Genomic DNA, 20611 nt, shown 5'->3' with positions numbered 1-20611 from the left:
GTCAGAGGGCTTTCACTAGGGCGGGGCCGGTTTCTTTGGGCGCGAAGGCCAGCGGGTTCTTCAGCGGCAGGCCGAAGGGTGCGGCCTCGATCTCGAACACATCCCCCGCCTCGGTCCTGATCCCGTCGGCGACCGAGAGCGTGGCGGTGCCGAACATGTGGACATGCAGGTCGCCGGGCTGGCGGAAGATGTCATATTTGAAATGGTGATGCTCCAGGTTGGCGTAGCTGTGCGACATGTTCGCCTCGCCCGAGAGGAAGGGCCTTTCCCAGATCACGCGGCCCCCGCGCCGGATGCGGCTGGTGCCCTGCAGATCGGCGGGCAACTCGCCCAGCAGGATCTCGGGGCCGAAACTGGCGGGGCGCAGCTTGGAATGGGCGAGCCAGAGGTAATTGACCTTCTCGATCACATGGTCGCTGAACTCGTTCGCCAGCGCCCAGCCGATGCGGAAGGGCTGGCCGCCGGGGCCGATGAGGTAGAGGCCGGCGACCTCGGGTTCCTCGCCGCCGTCCTCGGCGCAAGGCGGCGCGGTCAGCGGCTGGCCGGGGGCGACGGCGCTGTGGCCGTTGCCCTTGTAGAACCATTCCGGCTGGACGCCGATCTGGCCGGGGGCGGGGCGGCCGCCCTCCAGCCCCATGCGGAACATGCGCATCGAGTCGGTCAGGGCCTCGGCCGTCTCCAGCTTGGCATGCATCGCGTCGCGGGCCGAGGCGCTGCCGAGATGGGTCAGGCCGGTGCCGGTCAGGTGCAGATGCGCCGGGTCGGGATGGGTGACGGGCAGGGTCACGCGCCCCTCGTCCAGCAGGCGCGCAAGGTCCACCGCCTCGCCCAGGCCATGCGCGGCGATCACGGCGGACAGGGGCCGGCCGCTGGCGATCGCCTCTTGCGCCAGGGCATAGGTCGAGGCCGCGCCCCTGACCAGGGCGGCCTCCGACCCCTCGCGGGCGACCACGGCCAGGCTGCCGTCGGGACGAAGGATCTGGGAGATCAGCATGGGCGGCCTCATTTGTTCTTGTTGTAGACGTCGAAGATCACGGCGGCGAGCAGCACCAGCCCCTTGATCACCTGCTGGTAGTCGATGCCGATCCCCAGGATCGACATGCCGTTGTTCATCACCCCCATGATCAGCGCGCCGACGACGACGCCCACGATCTTGCCCGAGCCCCCGGCCATCGAGGCCCCGCCGATGAAGACGGCGGCGATGACGTCCAGCTCGAACCCGGTGCCGGCCTTCGGCGTGGCGGAGTTCAGACGGGCGGTGACGATCATCCCGGCCAGCGCGGCCAGCACGCCCATGTTGACGAAGCACCAGAAGACCAGCCGGCTGGTGCGGATGCCGGACAGTTTCGCGGCCTTCTCGTTGCCGCCGGTGGCATAGATGCGCCGCCCGGCGGTCGTGTTCCCGGTCACGAAGGCGTAAAGCACGGTCAGGATCACCAGGATCACCAGCACGTTCGGCAGGCCGCGGAACTGCGCCAGCTTCCAGCCGACGAAGACCAGCGCGGCCGAGACGACGATGTTGCGCGCCCAGAACAGGCCCGAGGGTTCCGGCGCGATGCCGAACTCCGTGTCGCGGGCCCGGGCGCGCAGGCCGAGCCAGATCAGCACCATGGCGGCGGCGACCACGACCAGCACGGCGGTGCCGTTCAGCCGCTCCAGCCCCAGCGCGGCCTGGTCGAGATCGCCGAAGAGGTCGGGGACAAAGCCGTTCGCCATGCCCTGGAATGTCCTGGGGAAGGGGCCGATGTTCTGCCCGCCCAGAAGCCAGAGCGTCAGGCCCCGGAAGACCAGCATCCCGGCCAGCGTCACGATGAAGGACGGGATGCGCCAGAAGGCGACCCAATAGCCCTGCGCCGCGCCGATCAGCCCGCCGACGACGAGGGTGGCGGGGATCACCACCCAGACCGGCAGCCCCGCCTTGACCGTCAGCGCCGCCGCGACCGCCCCGGTGAAAGCCGCGACCGAGCCGACCGACAGGTCGATATGGCCCGAGACGATCACCAGCAGCATCCCCAGCGCCATGATGATGACATAGGAGTTCTGCAAGAACAGGTTGGTGATGTTCTGCGCCGACAGGAAGTCGATCGGCTGCGGCGGGACCGTCCGGCACAGGACGACGAACAGCACCACGATGGCGACCAGCGCCAGGAGCATGCCGTTTTCCCGCAGATGCCCGCCGAGACGGGCCCTGACATCCGTTCCGACCCCCGTGGTGATCCCGCTGTCGCTCATCATGCCGCCTTTCCGCTGTCTTTCAGGATCAATGCCATGATCGCCTCCTGGCTGGCCTTCTCGCGCGGCAGCTCGCCCACGATGCGGCCCTCGTTCATCACGTAGATCCGGTCGCACATGCCCAGAAGCTCGGGCATCTCGGAGGAGATCATCACCACGGCCTTACCCATGTCGGCGAGCTGGTTCATGATGTTGTAGATCTCGAACTTGGCGCCCACGTCGATGCCGCGGGTGGGTTCGTCCAGGATCAGCACCTGCGGGTCGGTGAACAGCCATTTCGACAGGACCACCTTCTGCTGGTTCCCGCCTGACAGGTTCACCGCCTTCTGGTGGACGCCGGGGGTGCGGATCGACATCTGCTTGCGGTAGGTCTCGGCCACCTGCGTCTCGCGCCGCTTGTCGAGGATGCCGCGCATCGCCACCCCGGCCAGGTTCGCCAGCGTGATGTTGCGGCTGATCGGCTCCTCCAGCACCAGGCCCAGCGCCTTGCGGTCCTCGGTGACATAGGAGAGCCCGGCGTCAATGGCGCGGGCGACGGTCGAGGTGTCGGCGGGCCTGCCGCCGATCAGGACCTCGCCCGAGATGTTGCGCCCGTAGGAGCGGCCGAAAAGGCTCATCGCCAGTTCGGTGCGGCCGGTGCCCATCAGGCCCGCGATGCCGACGATCTCGCCCTTGCGGACGGTGAAGCCGGCCCGCTTGATCACCTGCCGTCCGGCCTGCTCGGGGTGCCAGACGGTCCAGTCCCGCACCTCCATCAGCACCTCGCCGATCCTGGGGATTCGCTCGGGATAGCGGTGCGCCATGTCGCGGCCGACCATGTCGCGGATGATCCGGTCCTCGCTGATCTCGCCCCGGCTCAGGGTCGAGACGGTGGCGCCGTCGCGGATCACGGTGATCCGGTCGGCGACGCGGGAAATCTCGTTCAGCTTGTGGCTGATGATGATCTGGGTCACGCCCTGCGCCTTCAGTTCCAGCATCAGGTCCAGAAGCTTCTGGCTGTCGTTCTCCTGCAAGGCCGCGGTCGGCTCGTCCAGGATCAGAAGGCGCACGTCCTTGGCCAGGGCCTTGGCGATCTCGATCAGCTGCTGCTTGCCGACGCCCAGCTTCTCGACCTTGGTGGTCGGCGCGTCCTTCAGGCCGACCTTGGCCAGCAGCGCCTCGGTCCGCCGGAAGGTCTGGCGCCAGTCGATCACCTGGGCCCGGGCGACCTCGTTGCCGAGAAAGAGGTTCTCGGCGATGGACAGGAGCGGGACCAGCGCCAGTTCCTGGTGGATGATGATGATCCCCCGCGCCTCGCTGTCGCGGATGCCGCGCAGATGCAGCGCCTCGCCGTCGTAGAGGATCTCGCCGTCATAGGAGCCATGCGGATAGACGCCCGAGAGGACCTTCATCAGCGTGGACTTGCCGGCGCCGTTCTCGCCGCAGATCGCGTGGATCTCGCCCTGTTCGACGGTCAGGTTCACGCGGTCCAGCGCGCGCACGCCGGGAAAGACCTTGCTGATCTCGCGCATTTCCAGAAGCACCGGCATCGCATCCTCCCTTCGGGATCATGCCCGCCGGACCCCGGAGGGAGCATCCGGCGCCGGCGGGCATGACCCGATCGGCCTACTTCAGCTGATCGGCGGTATAGTAGCCCGACTCGACCAGAACCTTGTCGATGTCGGCCACGCCCAGCGAGATCGGCTCCAGGAGGTAGGAGGGCACGACCTTGACGCCGTTGTCATAGGTGGTGGTGTCGTTGATCTCGGGCTCGCCACCTTGCAGGATCGCGTCCACCATCTTGACCGTGACCCCGGCCAGCGCGCGGGTGTCCTTGAACACGGTCGAATACTGCTCGCCCGCCAGCATCGACTTGACCGAGGGGACCTCGGCGTCCTGGCCGGTGACGATCGGCATCTTCAGGTCGCCCGAGCCATAGCCCACGCCCTTGAGCGAGGACAGGATGCCGATGGAGAGGCCGTCATAGGGCGAAAGCGCCCCGTGCAGCTGCTTGTCGCCATAGTTGGCGGACAGCAGGTTGTCCATCCGCGCCTGCGCCACCGCGCCGTCCCAGCGCAGCGTGCCGACCACGTCCATGCCCATCTGCCCCGAGGGGATCGCGATCTCGCCCGCGTCGATCATCGGCTGCAGGACGGACATGGCGCCGTTGTAGAAGAAGAAGGCGTTGTTGTCGTCCGGGCTGCCGCCGAACAGTTCCACGTTCCAGGGCTTCGTGTCCGGGAAGCGTTCCTTCAGCCCCGCGACCAGGCTTTCGGCCTGCTGCACGCCGACCTTGAAGTTGTCGAAGGTGGCGTAATAGTCCACCGCGCCAGAGTCGCGGATCAGCCGGTCATAGGCGATGACCTTGATCCCCGCCGCCGCCGCGTTCTCCAGCGCGTTCGACAGCGTGGTGCCGTCGATGGCGGCGATGACCAGCACGTTCACGCCCTTGGTGATCATGTTCTCGACCTGGGCCAGCTGGGTCGGGATGTCGTCCTCGGCATATTGCAGGTCGGTGCCGTAGCCCGCCGCGGTGAACTGCTCGACCATGGAATTGCCGTCCGAGATCCAGCGCGACGAGGATTTGGTCGGCATGGCGATGCCCACGGTGCCCTTGTCCTGCCCGAAGGCCGGCAGCGAGGCCAGCGGCAGGGCCGAAGCAAGCGCCAGAAGCGCCCGTCTGGAAAGTTGCATGGTTTCCTCCCTTGGTGGCGGGCGCCGTTGTAGCCGCCCGGATCGCCTGTCCGCCCTTGCGGCAGCAGGCCTGCAGGCTGTTTGACAAGCGGGCGGCATATCCGTCAAATCATGTTTCACGATGAAACCATATCAGGATTGATATGATGAGCCTTCTGGCCCGCGGCATGAAGCTGAGTCACCTGCAGATGATGGCGGCCTTTGCCGAGACCGGGCAGATCGGCCGCGCGGCGGAGCGGCTGGGGATCGCGCAGCCCGCCGCCTCGCGCCTGCTGTCCGAGGTCGAGGCGATCCTGGGCCTGCCGGTCCGTGCAAGGGCCGGGCGCGGCGTGGTGCTGACCGAGGCCGGGCGCACCCTGGCCGAACGCGCCGTCCGCGTGCTGCAGGAACTGGCCGAAGCCGGCCGCGAGGTGGCCGAGATCGCGGCCGGGGGCGTCGGGCGGGCGCGGATCGGCGCGGTCACCGCCCCGGCGCTGGACATGGTGCTGCCGGCATTGCGCAGCGCGCGGCTGTCGCATCCGCGGATCGAGGCCGAGGTGGTGGTCGCGGCCTCGGACATCCTGTGCGGCCAGCTGGCGGCGGGGCGGCTGGATTTCGTGATCGGCCGGGTTCCCGAGGGCGTCGACCCCGGCCAGTTCGACGGCACCGAGATCGCGTCCGAGCCGGTGGCGCTGGTCGTGCGCAAGGGTCACCACCTGGCGGAGCATCCGCCGGAGGATCCGCGCGACCTGATGGACTGGGACTGGGTGCTGCCGGGCGAGGACAGCCCGCTGACCCGCGCCGTCCTGGCCCGGCTGGCCGCGCTGGGCCTGCCCCGGCCCAGCCAGCGCCTCTCGACCCCGTCCTTCCTCTTGACACTGGCGCTTCTGCGGCAGTCGAACGTGGTGGCCCCGCTGTCGCAGGCCGTGGCCGACCATTTCGCGCAAGGCCCGGACGCGCCGCTGGTGCAGGTCCGCCATGACCTCGGGATCACGGTCAGCCCCTACAGCCTGTTGACCCGCAAGGGCGCGCGGTTGACGGCGGCGGCCGAGACGGTGCTGGGGATCGTCGCGCTGGGCTTTCCCGAGGCGGCTCAGCGCGGCTCTTTCGGGCGGCGCAATTCCACGACCTCGCGCACGAAGGTATAGTCGTGATAGCCCAGCCGCGCGGCGGGCTGGTAGCGCGTCACGTCGAACCTGCCGTCCACCAGGCAGTCGTCGCGCAGATGGATGCCCACCACCTCGCCGATGACCATATGGTCGTCGCCCGGCAGGTCGAGGATCCGGATCACCCGGCATTCCAGCGTGGCGGGGGCGCCGTCCACCCTGGGGCAGTCGATCTGAAGACATTCCGCCCTGGGCACGCCGACGGCCGCGAATTCGTCGGTCCCGCGCGGAAACCGGGCCGAGGTCGCGTTCATCGCCTCCAGCGCCGCCGCCTCGACGATGTTGACCGCGAAGACCCCGCTTTCCCGCGCATTGGCCACCGTGTCGCGCGGATCGCCCGAGAACATCACCTTCGGCGGATTGTAGCCCACGGCGTTGAAGAAGGAATAGGGCGCAAGGTTGTCGCCCTGCGAGGCACGGGTGGAAATCCAGGCGATCGGCCGGGGCGAGACGATGGCCGAGAACGGGCTGTGCGGCAGTCCGTGGCCGTCGGCGGGGCGGTAGAACATGGGCGGGCCTTTCGCGATTTGATCCTGACTTGTGACCATGTTACGGCCCGCAGCAAGCAGATTCGGGGGGCCGCACGCGTGTACCGGCTTGAGGAAGAGACCGAGGACGACTGGTGGGAGGTCGAGGCGCTTTACGACCTCTGCTTCGCCCCCGGCCGCACTGCGCTGTCGTCCTACCGGCTGCGCGACGGGGTGCCCACGGTCGCGCCGCTGTGCCTGACGCTGCGCGACGACGACAATGCGCTGGTTGCGGTGATCCGCTACTGGCCCGCGCTGATCGGCGAGCATGACGTGCTTCTCCTTGGCCCCGTCGCCGTCCATCCCACCCACCAGGGCGAGGGGCTGGGGGCGCTTCTGATCACCGAAAGCCTGGCCGAGGCGCGCCGCCTGGGCTGGGAGCGGGTGATGCTGGTCGGCGACGCGCCCTATTACGCCCGCTTCGGTTTCCGCAAGCTGGAGGGTGTCGAGATGCCGCCGCCGACGAACCCCGACCGGGTCCTTGGCCTTGCGCTGAAGGACGGGGCCTGGGAGGGGGTAGCCGGCCAGGTGGCAAAAGCGACCTGAAGCCTTGCAGGCGGGGCAGGGGCCCCCATATCCCCCTGATGGACCAGACCCTTCCCGCTGTCGTGACCGCCGATCCCGCCCCCGAGATCGCCGAGCTTGCCCGCCGCTACAAGCGCGCGAACGGGCCGGTGATGCGGCTGGTGAACGGGCTTGGGGGCCGGCTGGAGCGCCAGCTTGACCTCGTGCCTGCCCGGTTCCGGGGCCAGGTCGAACGCGCCACGGCCCAGGCGCTGGAGGCGGCCTACGGAATCGCCGCGCGCGCGCCCGAACTGGGGGAACGCGGGCCGATGGTCGCGGTCGTCGCCTCGGGCGCGGCGGGGGGCGCGGGCGGCATCGCCACGGCGCTGGCCGAACTGCCGGTGACGGTTACACTCCTGCTGAACGCGATCCGGGCCGAGGCGCGGGCGGCGGGACTGGACCCCGACGACCCGGCCGTCCGCGAGGAATGCCTGCGCGTCTTCGGCGCCGGGACACCGCTTGCCAGCGACGACGGGGTCAATACCAGCTTCCTGACGGCACGGCTTTCGGTGACCGGCCAGGCGGTGCAGGGCCTGATCGCCGCCGTCGCGCCCCGGCTTGCCGCCGCGCTGGGCCCGAAGCTGGTCGCACAGGCGGTGCCGGTCCTCGGCGCGGTCTCGGGCGCGGCGCTGAACCTGGCCTTCCTGAACTATTACCGCGAGATTGCCCGCATCCGCTTTGCCCTCTTGCGGCTGGCCGCGCAGCATGGGGCGGAGCCGGTCCTGCAGGCCTTCGCGGCCGCGGTCGAGCCGCCGCGCATTGTCCGCGCCTGAGGCTGCGGGACCGCTCAGGCGGCGCGCAGGGGCTCGGGGTTGGCCAGCTTGCGCAGCACGTTCAGGTTTTCCAGCCCCTTCAGCACGATCTGCGGCGCAAGGCCGAAATCGACCAGGCAGGCGACCTCGTCCACGTCCAGCTGCGCCAGCCGGTCCACGGTCGCGAGGCACTTGTCATAGGACCCAAGCAGGCTGCCCATGTAGAAATATTTCTCGAACGAGGCCTCCAGCGCGGCTTCGGCCAGTTCGGGGGTGAGCTGGCTCACGTCGATCCGGCCGGGGTCCTTGAGGAAGGGGACCGAGGCCAGGTGCCGGGAGGCAAGGTCGAAGGACGCGCCGAGATAGGTCATCATCGGCGCGCGGGCCAGGTCGTGCACCTCGTCGTCGTCGTCCCCGACCAGGGTGTGCAGCATCAGCGTGACGGTTCCGCGCCCAGCGTGCCCGGCCGCGTCCCAGGCCTCGCGATACTGGACGATCTTGGTGGCCAGATCCTCGACCGTCTGGCCGAGGAGATGGGTCAGCACATGCGCGCCGATGGTCCCGGCCTCGCGGAAGGTTTCCGGGTTGGCGGCGGCGGTGATCCAGATCGGCAGGTCGGGCTGCACCGGGCGCGGCATGATGCGCAGGTCGACCTCCTCGCCCAGGGGATTGCAGACCTTGTGCGGCTCGCCCCGCCAGAGCCGGCGCAGGATCTCGGTCTTGTCGCGGAACACCTGCTTGCGGTTGTCGAAGTCGTCCTGATGGCCGGAGATGACGAAATCGTTCGGCACCCAGCCGCTGGCGATGCCTAGGCCGACGCGCCCGCCCGAGACATTGTCGACGATGGACCATTCCTCGGCGACGCGAATCGGATCGTGCAACGGCAGGACGACGCTGCCGGCGCAGATCTGGATCCGGCGGGTGACTCCCGCCAGCGCGGCGGCAAGCACCGAAGGGTTGGGCGAGAGGCCGCCGAAACTGTGGAAGTGCCGCTCGGGGATCCAGAGCCGGGCCATGCCGTTCGCATCCGCCCAGCGGGCGGCGTCGAAGATCAGGTCGTATTTCCCCGATTGCCCGGCTTCCGACGTGTCGTTGGCAAAGAAGAACAGGCCGAATTCCATGACCGCACCTGACTTGGACCACCGGATATCGCGAAAGATTAAGCGGGTTCCGGAAGGCGGGGTTTGACCTGAATCAAACCTTGCCATCGCGCCTTGCGGACAGACTGTTTCGCGTCCGGGGGTGGATCGGGTCGGCGAAGCTCTGGCCAAGCCTGCGCCGGGGAGCCTATACCTTCGGTTTATGCAGCGATTTTAAACCTTTGGCGACTGGCCCCCGCCATATTGTTTCCGCAGTCTTGCCGGACCCTGAGGCCGGCGCGGTTCGCCCGGCTGGGGCCCGCAATAGAGTACAAGAGGATCGTAAAGATGAGTGATCACGGACAGACCACCTCGCGCCGCCGGGCGCTGGCCCGTCTTGGCGCCTTGGCCATCGCAGCCTATGCCGCCCCGGCGCTGACCACCCTGAGCGTCGCCCATGCGGGCTCCGGCTCCAGCGGCCCCAGCCCCAAGAGCGGCCCAAGCCCCAAGAGCAGCCCGACGGCGCCGACCGCCCCGACCGCGCCGACCGCGCCGACGGGCCCGACCTCGCCCAGCACCTGCTCGGGACCGACCGACGAGGGCTGCGGCGGCGAAGTGACGCCCTGATGTGATTTCCCCGGCGCGGGCGATCGCGCCGGGGACCCGGGCAGATGCAGGACATCTTCTTCGACGGACTCGCCGCGCCGCTGCGGCTGAAGCAGGCCGGGCAGGTACGGAGCCTTCTGCCCGAGGTGGCCCCCGGCTGGCCGCATGTCGTCCGCGCGGCCGATCCCGAGGTGCCGCCGTTCTTCACCATCCGCGCGCAGCCGGGAACGGCGCTCTTTCACACCGAAAACCACCTCGAGCCCGCGCCGCCCCGGCCGATGGATGCGTTGAACGCCGCCTGCGACGCGATGGCGGGGCTGGCGCTGGCGCTGCCGGCCGAGGATGCGGGCGTGATCTGCCTTCATGCCGCCGGGGTGGCGATGGCCGGGCGGCTGGTGGTGTTTCCCAATGTGCGGCGGGCGGGGAAAAGCACGCTTTCCGCCGCGCTGGCGCATCGGGGATACCCTGTCTTCAGTGACGATGTGCTGCCGCTCTCCTTTCCCGACGGCGGCCCGGTCCTGGCCCGGTCCATGGGCATCGCGCCGCGCCTGCGCCTGCCCTTGCCCGAGCGCGCCAGCCCGGATTTCCGCGACTGGGTGGCGGCCAATCCGGGGCCGGAGAACCGGCAGTACAAATACCTGCGCCTGCCCGGCCAGCCCGCGCGGGGCGAGGCGCTGCCGGTCGGTGCCTTCGTGATCCTCGACCGGCAGGAGGAGCCGGGGACGGCGCGGCTTGATCCGGTGCCGGCGGATGCGGCGATGGATGCGCTCTTGCACCAGAACTTCACCCGCGACCGCCATTCCGGCGATATCCTTGCCGAGATGGCCAGGGCGCTGGGCGGCCTGTCGCTGTTCCGGCTGCGCTATTCGGGGCTGGAGGATGCGGTTGCCTGCCTGGCCGATGCCTTCGCCCGCTGGTCGGGGCCCGTGCCGGGGGCAGGGGGGCCGCCGCGCATCTTCCGGCTGGCCCGTTTCGATGCCCCGCCCGCCGCGCCCGGCCCGCGTCTGGTCCAGCGGCCCGGAACCATCGCGCGCGAGATCGGCGCGACGCTTTACCTGGCCGATGCCGAAGGGCGGGCGATCCACCGGATGGACCCGCTTGCCGCCGCGATCTGGGAGATGCTGGCCGAGCCCGCCAGCCCGGAGGAGATCGCGGCCCTGCTGGCCGAGGCCTTTCCCGACACCGATCCCGCCACGCTCAGGGCCGACCTCGGGCGGCTGCTGGAGGGGCTTGCGGGGCAGGGCCTTTTGGCCTGATCAGAGCGGCCCCTGCGTGGCGAGCCAGTCCATCAGCGCCGGCCGCACGCTTTCCGCCCCCTCGATGCGGGCGCGTTCGATCACCGCCCGCGCACCGTCCAGGTTCACCCGGCGCAACAGCGCCTTGACCGGCCCGACCGAGGCCGGGCGCATCGAGAGCGTGCGGAAGCCGATCGCGACCAGGGCCAGCGCCTCGACCGGGCGGCCGGCATCCTCGCCGCAGAAGGAGAGGGCGGTTCCCGTCTCGGCGCAGCGGGCGACGATCTGTTCGAGGAAGGTCAGGAACGACAGGTTCAGCGTGTCGTAGCGGCGGCGCACCAGCTCGTTCTCGCGGTCGGCGGCGAAGAAGAACTGCTTCAGGTCGTTGCCGCCGACGCTGATGAAATCGGTCAGCTCGAAAAAAGACTTCGGCGCGTAGACCAGCGAGGGGGTCTCCAGCATCGCGCCGATCTCGATCCGGTCCGGGACCGGGTGGCCCAGCGACTTCTCGCGATGGATCTCGCGCATCACATGGGCGCGGGCGGCCTGGAACTCGGTCAGCTCGGTCACCAGCGGGAACATCACCGTCAAGGGCCGCCCCGCCGCCGCCCGGATCAGCGCCTGGACCTGCATCCGCAGCACGCCGGCCTTGTCGAGCCCCACCCGCAGCGCGCGCCAGCCCATCGCGGGATTGGGCTCTTCGGGCGCCTTGATGTAGGGCAGGACCTTGTCCGAGCCGATGTCGAGCGTGCGGAAGGCCACCCGCTTGCCATGGGCCGCATCCATCACCCGGGCGTAGAGCCGGGCCAGTTCGGCCCGCTGCGGCATCTTCGAGCGGATCAGGAACTGCAGCTCGGTGCGGAAGAGGCCCACCCCCTCGGCGCCCGAGCTTTCAAGGCTGGGCAGGTCGGCCATCAGCCCGGCGTTCATGTGCAGCGCGATCGTCGTGCCGCAAAGCGTGGTCGCGGGCAGGCCGCGCAAGCTTGCATAGCGTTTCTGCGCCTCGGCCTGCATCGCGATCTTGTCGCGAAAGGCGCGGGCGACGGTTTCCTCGGGGCGCAGATGCACGATGCCCTGGTCGCCGTCGACAAGGATATGGTCGCCGTTCAGCGCCTCGGCCACCACGCGGCCGGCGTTGATCACCAGCGGGATCGCCAGCGCGCGCGCCACCACCGCGGCATGGCTGCCGACGCTGCCCTCGTCCAGCACCACGCCCTTCAGCTTGCGGCCATAGTCCAGAAGTTCGGCCGGGCCGATGTTGCGCGCGACGAGGACCGGATTGTCCGGCATCTCGGCCCCGGTGTCCTGGCCCTGGCCGGTCAGGATCCGCAGAAGGCGGTTCGACAGGTCGTCCAGGTCCTGCAGCCGTTCGCGCAGATACTGGTCCGGCACCTGCTCCATCCGGGCGCGGGCGGCGGATTGTTCCTTCTCCACTGCCGCCTCGGCCGAGAGGCCGCGCATGATGTCCTCCTCCATCCGGCGCAGCCAGCCGCGCGAATGGGCGAACATGCGGTAGGCGTCGAGGACCTGCTTCTGCTCCTTGTCCAGCTGCTCGGCGGCCAGCAGGTCGTCGATCGAGACCCGAAGCTCTCCGACCGCATGGCGGATGCGCTCGATCTCGGTCAGCGGGTCGTCGGCCACCGGGTTGGTGATCACGACCCGCGGCTCGTGCAGCCAGACCCGGCCCTCGGCCGCGCCCTCCTGGCCCGAGGAGCCGCGGAACACCTCGGGCTGCTTGTGCGGCGCCCGCATCGCGCCGTCGTCGCCGACAAAGGCGCCCAGCTCGTTCATCTCGGCCAGCACCATGGCCACGACGTCCAGCGCATAGATGTCGTCTTCCGAGAACTGGCGCGCGATCTTGGACTGCACCACCAGCACGCCCAGCTTTTCGCCGACGCGCTGGATCGGCACGCCGAGGAAGCTGGAATAGATCTCCTCGCCGGTCTCGGGCATGTAGCGGAAGCCCTTCTCGCCGGGCGCATCGGCGGTGTTCACCGGCTGCCCGGTCCGCGCCACCCGGCCGACCAGCCCCTCGCCCAGCTTCATCCGGGTCTTGTGCACCGATTCCTTGCGCAGCCCCTGGGTGGCGCAAAGCTCCAGCGTCTCGGGGTCGCGGAACAGATAGATCGAGCAGACCTCGGTCTTCATGCTGTCGGCGATCAGATGGGTGATCCGGTCCAGACGGTCCTGACCCTTGCCCGGCACGGACAGCATGTCGCGCAGGCGGCGCAGAAGCTTGCGGCTGTCGCTTTCACTGCGTTCCGGCATCGGAGGTCCCTGCGGTTGTTTTTTCCCTTAGATCACAGGATCGGCCGCGTGGAAACGGGGCTGTTGCGCGGATCGGGACCCGCGACATCGCGGCGGAAAGCGTCAGCATGGCTGACCTGCGGCGGGAACCGGCCCAGCCCGGCCGCGTAATCCCGCAGGGGTTGCGCGAGCGGAGGGCAGGATGGACGCAGAGGTCGCCGTCATCGGCGCAAGCTTCGCCGGGGTCTCGGCGGCGATCATGCTGGCACGGGCCCGCCGCCGGGTGGTGCTGATCGACGACGACCGCACCCGCAACCGCTTTGCCCATGGCTCGCACGGGTTCCTGGGCCAGGACGGCGTGCCGCCGGCGGCGATCCGCGACAAGGGCCTGGCCGAGGTGCTGGCCTATCCGGCGGCGCGCCATCTGCCGGGCCGGGTGACGCGGATCTCGGGCGGGCCGGATGATTTCGTGCTGGAGGGGCCGGAACGGCTGGGCGCGGCGCGGGTGATCCTGGCCTATGGCCAGCGCGACATCCTGCCGCCGATCCCGGGCCTGGCCGAATGCTGGGGCAAGACGGTGAACCAGTGCCCCTATTGCCACGGCTACGAGCTTGCCGACCGGACCACCGGCCTTCTGGCGGTGGACGCGATCCCGATGCATCATGCGACGCATCTGCGGGACTGGACCGACGACCTGGTGCTGCTGGAGAACGGCGTCCCGGTCACGGCCGAGGAGGCGGCCGGCCTGGACCGCCCCGGCCTGCGCCGCGCGGCGGGACGGGTGCTGCGCGTCCGCCACAGCGGGGGCGCGATCGAGGCGGTGGAACTGGACGGCGGCCGGCGGGTGGAGATGCGGGCGCTCTATCTGGTATCGACCCAGGAGCCGGCGGCGGGGCTGGGCGAGGCGCTGGGGTGCCGCATGGTCGAGACGCCGATGGGCCGGCACCTCTGGGTGGACGACCACCAGCGCACCTCGGTCCCCGGCATCTTTGCCGCCGGCGACCTTTGCCGCCCCTTTCCCAGCGCGACACAGGCGGCCGCGACCGGCAATACCGCCGGGGCCGCCTGCCACCAGGACCTGCTGGGGCTGTTGCCGGCGATGGAGTAGCGGTGCGCCGTGGCGCACCCTACGGCAGGTCCGGTGGCTCAGGCCTTGTCCAGCTCGAAGGTGTCGTGCAGCGCCTGGACGGCCAGTTCCATGTACTTGCGGTCGATCAGCACGCTGATCTTGATCTCGGAGGTGGTGATGACCTTGATGTTCACGTTCTCGGCCGCAAGCGCCGCGAACATCCGCGCCGCGACGCCGACCTGGCTGCGCATCCCGATCCCCACGACCGAGACCTTGGCCACCTCGGTATCGGTCACCAGTTCGCTGTAGGCGAACTTGCCCGCCGCCGAGGCCGCCTCGATCGCCTTCTTGGCGCGCTCGACCTGGTTCGTCGGCAGGCTGAAGGTCATGTCGGTATGGGCGCGCTTGTCCGAAGGATCGTCCTGTTCCGAGATGTTCTGGACGATCATGTCCACGTTGACGCCCGCATCGGCGAGCGAGCCGAAGATCGCGGCGGCGACGCCGGGCCGGTCCTCGACCTTCAGCAGGGTCATCTTCGCCTCGTCGCGGCTGTAGGCGACGCCGGAAACTACTTTCGATTCCATGATTTCATCCTCGTCGCAGACCAGGGTTCCAGAGTTCTCGTCGACCTCCTCGAACGAGGAGACGACCCGCAGGCGGACCTTGAAGCGCATCGCCAGTTCGACCGACCGCGTCTGCAGCACCTTCGCGCCGAGACTTGCCAGCTCCAGCATCTCCTCGAAGGCGATCCGGTCCAGCTTGCGCGCCTTGGGGCTGATGCGCGGGTCGGTGGTATAGACCCCGTCCACATCGGTATAGATGTCGCAGCGCTCCGCCCCGAAGGCGGCGGCGAAGGCGACGGCGGTGGTGTCAGAGCCGCCCCGGCCCAGGGTGGTGATCCGGCCCTCGGGGCTGATGCCCTGGAACCCGGCCACGACGGCGACCTTGAAGCCCTCGGCGAACTTGGCATCCAGGTTCTCGCGCGGGATCGAGACGAAGCGCGCGGCGCCATGCGCCGAGGTGGTGTTGATCGGCACCTGCCAGCCCTGCCAGCTGCGCGCGGGCACCCCCATCTCCTGCAGGCGCAGCGCCATCAGCCCGGCGGTGACGTTCTCGCCCGAGGCCACGACGGCATCGTATTCGCGCGCGTCGTAAAGCTTCGAGGTGCCCTCGACCCAGCCCACCAGCTCGTTCGTCTTGCCCGACATGGCGCTGACGATGACGATCACGTCATAGCCGCGCGCGACTTCGGCCTGCACCTTCTTCGCGGCGTTCTCGATCCGCGCAAGGTCCGCGACCGAGGTTCCGCCGAATTTCATCACCAGAAGCGGCATGGTCCCCTCCAGGGCCCGTCAAGTCCGGGGCCCGTCAAATCCCCGCGCGTCTTATGCAAGGCCCATGAACTGTGCAAGCCCCGGCGCCGGGCAAAATGCGCGCGCGGCGCCTTGTCCTGCCCTGATGGCTTCCTCTTGGAGGAAATACTCCCGCCGGAGGCATCCGCCGCCGCCGCGGGCGCTGCCGGCCCGGCAACCGTCACCCCGGCGGCAGCTCCCAGCCCGGCGGGGCCAGGTCGAAACCCTCGAAGCGGAACCCGGGCGAGACGGTGCAGGAGACCAGCGTCCACTCCCCGGTCGAGCGCGCCGCCTGCCACCAGCCGGCCGGCACCACAAGCTGCGGCATCTGGCCGTCCAGCACCTTCGGGCCGAGCACGAGGTCGCGCGCCGCCGCAAGGCCCGTCGACAGCACCAGCGGCGCGCCCGCGTGCCAGAGCCAGATCTCGTCGGCATCGACCCGGTGCCAGTGGCTGCGCTCGCCCGCGCGAAGCAGGAACAGGATCGCCGTCCCGCTGGCCCGGCCGCCGATCTCGGGCCCGGCCCAGGTCTGCCGGAACCAGCCGCCCTCGGGATGCGGCACCAGTTCCAGCCGGCGGATGATCTCCTCGGCGCTCATGCCTGCCGCCATTCCCCGGGCGCCAGGCCCTCGAGCGTCCAGTCGCCCACCCGCCAGCGGATCAGCCGCAGGCAGGGCAGGCCCACGGCGGCGCACATCCGGCGCACCTGGCGGTTGCGCCCCTCGCGCAAGGTAAGCTCGATCCAGCCGTCCGGCACCGTCTTGCGCACCCGGATCGGCGGGGTCCGGGGCCAGAGCCACGGCGGTTCCTCCACCGCCCGCGCCCCGGCGGGCAGGGTGGGGCCGTCGTTCAGCTCCACCCCCTTGCGCAGCCGCTCGAGAGCGGCCTCGCCCACCACGCCCTCGACCTGCGCCAGATAGGTCTTTTCCAGCTTGTGCCTGGGGTCGGCGATCCGGGCCTGCAGCTTGCCGTCGTCGGTCAGCACCACCAGCCCCTCGCTGTCGCGGTCCAGCCGCCCGGCGGGATAGACCCCCTTCACCGGGACGAAATCCGCCAGCACCGCCCGCCCGCCTTCGCGCGAGAACTGGCAGAGCACGTCATAGGGCTTGTTGAGAAGGATCAGCATGGCCGGACCATGCCGAAGCGCGGAGCCGTTGCCAAGCCCGCCGCCGCGTGTCAGCCTTCGCGCATGGCCGAGACCCTGATCATCGGCGCCGGGATCACCGGCGCGGCGCTTGCCTTCCAGCTGTCCCGACGCGGCGAGACGGTCAGCATCGTCTCCACCCATGCCGAGGGCGGCCTGGCCTCGACGGCGAGCTTCGGCTGGCTCAATGCCTCCTACCACCTCAGCCGGGCGCATTACCGCCTGCGCCACGAGGCGCTGGAGGCGCATCGCCGGCTGATGCGGCTCGTCCCCGGACTGCCGACCGAATGGCCCGGCTGTCTCTGGTACGAGGCGACGGGCGCTGCGCAGGAGGAGACGGCAAGCGACCTGCAGGCGCTCGGCTACAGGGTCGAGCGGCTGGACCGGGCCGCGATCGGCGCGCGGATGCCGGCGCTGGGTCCGGTGCCGGAATGCGCGCTCCATTTCCCCGAGGAGGGCGCCGCCGATCCGGCCGAGCTGGCCCGGGCGCTGATCGCGGCCTCGGGGGCCAGGGTGATCCGCGCCACGGTGCAGGCGCTGGACCATGCCGGCGGCCGGGTCAGCGGCGTCGTCACCGACCGGGGCCCGGTCAAGGCCGGGCGGGTGGTGCTGGCGACCGGCACCGGCACGCCCGCGCTCCTGCAGCCGCTGGGCCTGGTCCTGCCGATGCTCATCCGCCCCGGCCTGATGATCGCGACCAATCCGCTGCCGCCGGTCTGCCCGCTGATCCTCGCCACCCCCGACCAGGAGGTCCGCCAGGATGCCGCCGGCCGCCTGCATGCGCCGGCCGCGCTGGCCCGCCAGTCGGATCACGCCGAGCGGCTGGGGGCCTTTCCGGTGGTGGTGCAGGCCACGCTGATGCGGCTCAGGATGCTGTTTCCCGGCCATGAGATCCATTTCGCCCGCCAGGCCATGGCGCTGCGCCCGGTGCCGGGGGACGGGCTGCCGGTGCTGGGGCGGGGGCCGCTCGAGGGGCTCTGGCTGGCGGTGATGCATTCCGCCGCGACGCTGGCGCCGGTCGCGGCCGAATTGCTGGCGCAAGAGATCACCGGCGGGCCTGAAAGCGCCGGACTGGCCGACTTCCGCCCGTCCCGGTTCGGGTGACGACCACCGCCACCCGCGCGACGCCGATTTCCGCAGGAAATCGGGCCGGAATTCCTCGAATTCCGGTGCCCGGCCTCAGCCCCTGAGGATGGACCGCCCGGCATATTCCGCCGTGGCACCCAGAAGCTCCTCGATCCGGATCAGCTGGTTGTATTTCGCCAGCCGGTCCGACCGCGACAGCGAGCCGGTCTTGATCTGGCCGCAGTTCGTCGCCACCGCGAGATCGGCGATGGTCGCATCCTCGGTCTCGCCCGAGCGATGGCTCATCACATTGGTATAGCGCGCGCGATGCGCCATATCGACGGCCTGCAGCGTCTCGGTCAGGGTGCCGATCTGGTTGACCTTCACCAGCATCGAATTCGCGCAGCCCGCCTTGATCCCCTCGGCCAGGCGGCGGGGATTGGTGACGAAAAGGTCGTCGCCGACCAGCTGGATCTTCGACCCGAGACGGTCGGTCAAGAGCTTCCAGCCTGCCCAGTCGTCCTCGGAACAGCCGTCCTCGATCGAGATGATCGGATAATCCGCCGCCAGCCCCGCCAGGAAATCGACGTTCTCCTCGATGGACAGCGACTTGCCTTCGCCCTTCATCTCGTAGCGGCCGCTCTTGAAATATTCGGTCGCCGCGCAGTCGAGCGCGAGGTAGATGTCCTCACCCGGCCTGTAGCCCGCCTTTTCGATGGATTTCAGAATGAAATCAAGCGCGTCGCGGGCAGAGTTCAGGTTCGGTGCGAAGCCGCCCTCGTCGCCGATCCCGGTGTTGTGGCCCGCGTCCCGAAGCTCTTTCTTCAGGGTGTGGAACACTTCCGCGCCCATCCGCACCGCCTCGCGGATGTCCTGGGCGCCGACCGGCATGATCATGAATTCCTGGATGTCGATCGGGTTGTCGGCATGTTCGCCGCCGTTGATGATGTTCATCATCGGCACCGGCAGGACACGCGCCGAGGTGCCGCCGACATAGCGATAGAGCGGCTGCGCCGTGAATTCCGCCGCCGCCTTCGCCACCGCCAGCGACACGCCCAGAATGGCATTCGCCCCGAGCCGCGACTTGTTCGGTGTCCCGTCCATCTCGATCATCGTGCGGTCGATGCCGACCTGCTCGGTCGCGTCGAAGCCCACCAGCTCCTCGGCGATCTCGCCATTCACCGCCGCGACCGCCTCGAGCACGCCCTTGCCCTTGTAGCGCGCCTTGTCGCCGTCGCGCCGCTCGTTCGCCTCATGCGCGCCGGTCGAGGCCCCCGAGGGCACCGCGGCGCGGCCCATGCTGCCGTCCTCCAGCGTGACGTCCACCTCGACCGTGGGATTGCCGCGGCTGTCCAGGATTTCCCGGGCGTGAATGTCGATGATCGTGCTCATGGGTGGTCCCCTTCGGCCGAAATGGATGCTCTCCCGGCCCCTTTAGCCTGCCTCAATCAGCATGGGAAGCGCGTTTGCGCCGCCGTTCGCGGGCAAAGGCGTAAAGCCCCGAGGCGACGATGAGGCCCGCCCCGGCAAGGGTCGGCGCGTTGGGGCGTTCGGCGAGGAAGACCATGCCAAGGCCCATCGCAAAGACCAGGCGGCTATAGCGGAAGGGCGCCACCACCGCGACCTCGCCGGTGCGCGTCGCGGCCGTCACCGCCCAGTAGCCGGCGGTGCCGAAGACCACCGCGCCCGCCAGCACCAGCGCCTCGGCCCCGGTGACGCCGCGCACCTCGCCTGTCGACGCGATCATGCCGAGGCCCAGCACCGCCACCGCCAGGAGGCCCCAGGCCGAGACCTGCGCCGTCGTGACGCGCGCCGGGATCGCGCGGGCCGAAAGGTCGCGCACCACGATCCCCGCCACCGAGACCAGGACGAGAAGCGTCTCGGCCCGGAAACCCTCGCCCCCCGGCCGGATCACCAGGAGCACCCCGGCAAAGCCCAAGGCGATCGCCGTCCAGCGCCGCCAGCCGACCCTTTCGCCGAACAAAAGGGCGGCCCCCATCGTCACCGCCAGCGGCAGCGCCTGCAGCACCGCCGCAACCGTGCCGAGCGGCACCACCGCCAGCGCCGCGAGATAGGCCGCGGCCGCGACCATCTCGCCAAGGTTGCGCGCGATGACGGCCGGATGCAGCGCCTCGGCCACGAAGATGCCCCGGCCCTGGCGCCAGGCCATGACGAAGAACACCGGCGCCCCGAGCGCGCCGGAGATCAGCACGATCTGCCCGACCGGCAGATTGGCCGCCGCAAGCTTGAGGAACAGGTCCTCGACCGCGAACAGGGCCATGGAGCCCAGCATCAGCAGGATCCCGGTCAGGTTCTCGGTCTGGGTGTCGCTCCGGGGCATCGCGGTGTTCTAGGCAAGGGCGAAGCGGAAGGGAAGCGCGGACGCCGCGCAGGATGGGCAATAGTGCCCGCCCCGCCTGGCGCCGCGACGGGCCCCGCCGTCCCGCCTTATCGCCGCCGAATCCGTCACTTGGCCGATTCTCCTCAGAGGCTTCGGGCTGGGGTAATCGGGGCCGCGTCCTGGCCGGGCCGGGGCGGGGGCAGAATCGCCCCCGCGGCCGGCCCCGGGCAAGGTGGATATCCGCCGGCTCCGGCAAGCGGGCCGCAGGCTTGGCAAATCCGGCGCTCTTCACAGATTGCGCGAAGCCTGTCCCCAGATCTGTCCACAGCCGCACCGGCGCGGCCGGGAAAAATCGGCAAGGAAAGCCACCTATCGTCAAGACGGGAAATTTGCCTTTGCGCCAAATTTTCAAGTTGAACGCAGGCGGCGATTACGACAGTTTGACAGCGCGGCGGAAACCACCACAAAATCTAGTGCCGCGACGGACAGTCAAGACGATCCACCGGACGCGCCGCCACCCCGGCGCCGCGCAACCTGTCGGCGGGCTCCGGCAGGCCGGTTTCGTATTTCCTTGCCCCGTC

At 69.6% G+C, this 20611-nt stretch carries 19 protein-coding genes; 7 read left to right on the top strand and 12 right to left on the bottom strand.

The window, feature by feature from the left end:
- Position 1: 1 nt before the first annotated feature.
- The 4 genes from araD1 to chvE form a co-directional block, all read right to left on the bottom strand.
- Positions 2 to 994: an AraD1 family protein gene (araD1, locus tag ACE3UA_RS12835; RefSeq protein ID WP_374645695.1), complete on the bottom strand. Its 993-nt coding sequence runs from the start codon at positions 992 to 994 to the stop codon at positions 2 to 4.
- Between the two features lie 8 nt (positions 995 to 1002).
- Positions 1003 to 2232 (bottom strand): multiple monosaccharide ABC transporter permease, encoded by a 1230-nt coding sequence (mmsB, locus tag ACE3UA_RS12830; RefSeq protein ID WP_374645693.1) that lies wholly within the window; start codon positions 2230 to 2232, stop codon positions 1003 to 1005.
- Positions 2232 to 3761 carry a multiple monosaccharide ABC transporter ATP-binding protein gene (mmsA, locus tag ACE3UA_RS12825; protein WP_374645691.1) on the bottom strand — a complete coding sequence of 510 codons (1530 nt, stop codon included), beginning with the start codon at positions 3759 to 3761 and terminating at the stop codon, positions 2232 to 2234. Before mmsA ends, mmsB begins: the two co-directional genes overlap by 1 nt.
- 76 nt (positions 3762 to 3837) lie before the next feature.
- The gene (chvE, locus tag ACE3UA_RS12820) at positions 3838 to 4905 is read right to left on the bottom strand and encodes a multiple monosaccharide ABC transporter substrate-binding protein (protein ID WP_374645689.1); all 1068 of its coding nucleotides are present in this window, start codon (positions 4903 to 4905) and stop codon (positions 3838 to 3840) included.
- 146 nt (positions 4906 to 5051) lie between these two features.
- On the opposite strand from chvE, the gene ACE3UA_RS12815 reads away from it, so the two are divergent.
- Positions 5052 to 6032, top strand: coding sequence for a LysR family transcriptional regulator (locus ACE3UA_RS12815; protein ID WP_374645687.1), 981 nt, complete (start codon positions 5052 to 5054; stop codon positions 6030 to 6032).
- Here ACE3UA_RS12815 and ACE3UA_RS12810 read toward each other — a convergent pair.
- Entirely contained in the window at positions 5978 to 6559 is a 582-nt protein-coding gene (locus tag ACE3UA_RS12810; protein WP_374645685.1) for a flavin reductase family protein, read from the bottom strand. The two genes, ACE3UA_RS12815 and ACE3UA_RS12810, sit on opposite strands and share 55 nt — an antisense overlap.
- 78 nt (positions 6560 to 6637) lie before the next feature.
- On the opposite strand from ACE3UA_RS12810, the gene ACE3UA_RS12805 reads away from it, so the two are divergent.
- Together ACE3UA_RS12805 and ACE3UA_RS12800 are read left to right on the top strand one after the other, a co-directional pair.
- The gene (locus ACE3UA_RS12805) at positions 6638 to 7123 is read left to right on the top strand and encodes a GNAT family N-acetyltransferase (protein WP_374645683.1); all 486 of its coding nucleotides are present in this window, start codon (positions 6638 to 6640) and stop codon (positions 7121 to 7123) included.
- 38 nt (positions 7124 to 7161) lie between these two features.
- Positions 7162 to 7914, top strand: a complete 753-nt coding sequence (locus ACE3UA_RS12800; RefSeq protein ID WP_374645681.1) for an EcsC family protein — start codon at positions 7162 to 7164, stop codon at positions 7912 to 7914.
- Between the two features lie 14 nt (positions 7915 to 7928).
- On the opposite strand, the gene ACE3UA_RS12795 is transcribed toward ACE3UA_RS12800, so the two are convergent.
- Positions 7929 to 9014 (bottom strand): MupA/Atu3671 family FMN-dependent luciferase-like monooxygenase, encoded by a 1086-nt coding sequence (locus ACE3UA_RS12795; protein WP_374645679.1) that lies wholly within the window; start codon positions 9012 to 9014, stop codon positions 7929 to 7931.
- A gap of 306 nt (positions 9015 to 9320) precedes the next feature.
- Here ACE3UA_RS12795 and ACE3UA_RS12790 point away from each other — a divergent pair, with 306 nt between their 5' ends.
- A complete protein-coding gene (locus ACE3UA_RS12790) occupies positions 9321 to 9599 on the top strand; it encodes a hypothetical protein (RefSeq protein WP_374645677.1) in 279 nt (92 codons plus the stop codon).
- 44 nt (positions 9600 to 9643) lie between these two features.
- Positions 9644 to 10834: a PqqD family peptide modification chaperone gene (locus tag ACE3UA_RS12785; protein WP_374645675.1), complete on the top strand. Its 1191-nt coding sequence runs from the start codon at positions 9644 to 9646 to the stop codon at positions 10832 to 10834.
- On the opposite strand, the gene ptsP is transcribed toward ACE3UA_RS12785, so the two are convergent.
- Positions 10835 to 13081, bottom strand: a complete 2247-nt coding sequence (gene ptsP / locus ACE3UA_RS12780) for a phosphoenolpyruvate--protein phosphotransferase (protein ID WP_374645673.1) — start codon at positions 13079 to 13081, stop codon at positions 10835 to 10837.
- Positions 13082 to 13262: 181 nt separating this feature from the next.
- On the opposite strand from ptsP, the gene ACE3UA_RS12775 reads away from it, so the two are divergent.
- The gene (locus tag ACE3UA_RS12775; protein ID WP_374645671.1) at positions 13263 to 14168 is read left to right on the top strand and encodes an NAD(P)/FAD-dependent oxidoreductase; all 906 of its coding nucleotides are present in this window, start codon (positions 13263 to 13265) and stop codon (positions 14166 to 14168) included.
- 38 nt (positions 14169 to 14206) lie between these two features.
- Here ACE3UA_RS12775 and ACE3UA_RS12770 read toward each other — a convergent pair whose 3' ends face one another.
- From ACE3UA_RS12770 to ACE3UA_RS12760, 3 genes are all read right to left on the bottom strand, one after another.
- On the bottom strand, positions 14207 to 15463 hold the full coding sequence (locus tag ACE3UA_RS12770) for an aspartate kinase (RefSeq protein WP_197644265.1): 1257 nt from the start codon (positions 15461 to 15463) through the stop codon (positions 14207 to 14209).
- Between the two features lie 199 nt (positions 15464 to 15662).
- Positions 15663 to 16079 (bottom strand): cupin domain-containing protein, encoded by a 417-nt coding sequence (locus ACE3UA_RS12765; RefSeq protein ID WP_197644263.1) that lies wholly within the window; start codon positions 16077 to 16079, stop codon positions 15663 to 15665.
- Positions 16076 to 16606 (bottom strand): pseudouridine synthase, encoded by a 531-nt coding sequence (locus ACE3UA_RS12760; protein ID WP_374645668.1) that lies wholly within the window; start codon positions 16604 to 16606, stop codon positions 16076 to 16078. The genes ACE3UA_RS12765 and ACE3UA_RS12760 overlap by 4 nt, the downstream gene beginning before the upstream one ends.
- 63 nt (positions 16607 to 16669) lie before the next feature.
- Here ACE3UA_RS12760 and ACE3UA_RS12755 point away from each other — a divergent pair, with 63 nt between their 5' ends.
- Positions 16670 to 17728 carry an NAD(P)/FAD-dependent oxidoreductase gene (locus tag ACE3UA_RS12755; RefSeq protein WP_374645666.1) on the top strand — a complete coding sequence of 353 codons (1059 nt, stop codon included), beginning with the start codon at positions 16670 to 16672 and terminating at the stop codon, positions 17726 to 17728.
- 75 nt (positions 17729 to 17803) lie between these two features.
- Here ACE3UA_RS12755 and eno read toward each other — a convergent pair whose 3' ends face one another.
- Positions 17804 to 19081 (bottom strand): phosphopyruvate hydratase, encoded by a 1278-nt coding sequence (gene eno / locus ACE3UA_RS12750; protein ID WP_374645664.1) that lies wholly within the window; start codon positions 19079 to 19081, stop codon positions 17804 to 17806.
- 52 nt (positions 19082 to 19133) lie between these two features.
- Entirely contained in the window at positions 19134 to 20030 is an 897-nt protein-coding gene (locus ACE3UA_RS12745) for a DMT family transporter (protein WP_374645662.1), read from the bottom strand.
- Positions 20031 to 20611 lie beyond the last annotated feature (581 nt).

This window comes from Tabrizicola sp. (assembly GCF_041919135.1).
Lineage (GTDB): Bacteria > Pseudomonadota > Alphaproteobacteria > Rhodobacterales > Rhodobacteraceae > Tabrizicola.
The sequence above is the reverse complement of the archived record's forward strand: the minus strand, read 5'-3'. Positions and strand labels throughout refer to the sequence as shown.

Bases quoted from the DNA above. Each gene is read 5' to 3' on its own strand.
- chvE (WP_374645689.1), bottom strand. From the start codon at position 4,905: ATGCAACTTTCCAGACGGGCGCTTCTGGCGCTTGCTTCGGCCCTGCCG.
- ACE3UA_RS12755 (WP_374645666.1), top strand. From the start codon at position 16,670: ATGGCCGAGACCCTGATCATCGGCGCCGGGATCACCGGCGCGGCGCTT.
- araD1 (WP_374645695.1), bottom strand. From the start codon at position 994: ATGCTGATCTCCCAGATCCTTCGTCCCGACGGCAGCCTGGCCGTGGTC.
- ACE3UA_RS12745 (WP_374645662.1), bottom strand. From the start codon at position 20,030: ATGCCCCGGAGCGACACCCAGACCGAGAACCTGACCGGGATCCTGCTG.
- ACE3UA_RS12775 (WP_374645671.1), top strand. From the start codon at position 13,263: ATGGACGCAGAGGTCGCCGTCATCGGCGCAAGCTTCGCCGGGGTCTCG.
- ACE3UA_RS12795 (WP_374645679.1), bottom strand. From the start codon at position 9,014: ATGGAATTCGGCCTGTTCTTCTTTGCCAACGACACGTCGGAAGCCGGG.
- ACE3UA_RS12800 (WP_374645681.1), top strand. From the start codon at position 7,162: ATGGACCAGACCCTTCCCGCTGTCGTGACCGCCGATCCCGCCCCCGAG.
- ptsP (WP_374645673.1), bottom strand. From the start codon at position 13,081: ATGCCGGAACGCAGTGAAAGCGACAGCCGCAAGCTTCTGCGCCGCCTG.
- ACE3UA_RS12810 (WP_374645685.1), bottom strand. From the start codon at position 6,559: ATGTTCTACCGCCCCGCCGACGGCCACGGACTGCCGCACAGCCCGTTC.
- ACE3UA_RS12770 (WP_197644265.1), bottom strand. From the start codon at position 15,463: ATGCCGCTTCTGGTGATGAAATTCGGCGGAACCTCGGTCGCGGACCTT.
- ACE3UA_RS12785 (WP_374645675.1), top strand. From the start codon at position 9,644: ATGCAGGACATCTTCTTCGACGGACTCGCCGCGCCGCTGCGGCTGAAG.
- mmsB (WP_374645693.1), bottom strand. From the start codon at position 2,232: ATGAGCGACAGCGGGATCACCACGGGGGTCGGAACGGATGTCAGGGCC.
- eno (WP_374645664.1), bottom strand. From the start codon at position 19,081: ATGAGCACGATCATCGACATTCACGCCCGGGAAATCCTGGACAGCCGC.
- mmsA (WP_374645691.1), bottom strand. From the start codon at position 3,761: ATGCCGGTGCTTCTGGAAATGCGCGAGATCAGCAAGGTCTTTCCCGGC.
- ACE3UA_RS12790 (WP_374645677.1), top strand. From the start codon at position 9,321: ATGAGTGATCACGGACAGACCACCTCGCGCCGCCGGGCGCTGGCCCGT.
- ACE3UA_RS12760 (WP_374645668.1), bottom strand. From the start codon at position 16,606: ATGCTGATCCTTCTCAACAAGCCCTATGACGTGCTCTGCCAGTTCTCG.
- ACE3UA_RS12815 (WP_374645687.1), top strand. From the start codon at position 5,052: ATGAGCCTTCTGGCCCGCGGCATGAAGCTGAGTCACCTGCAGATGATG.
- ACE3UA_RS12765 (WP_197644263.1), bottom strand. From the start codon at position 16,079: ATGAGCGCCGAGGAGATCATCCGCCGGCTGGAACTGGTGCCGCATCCC.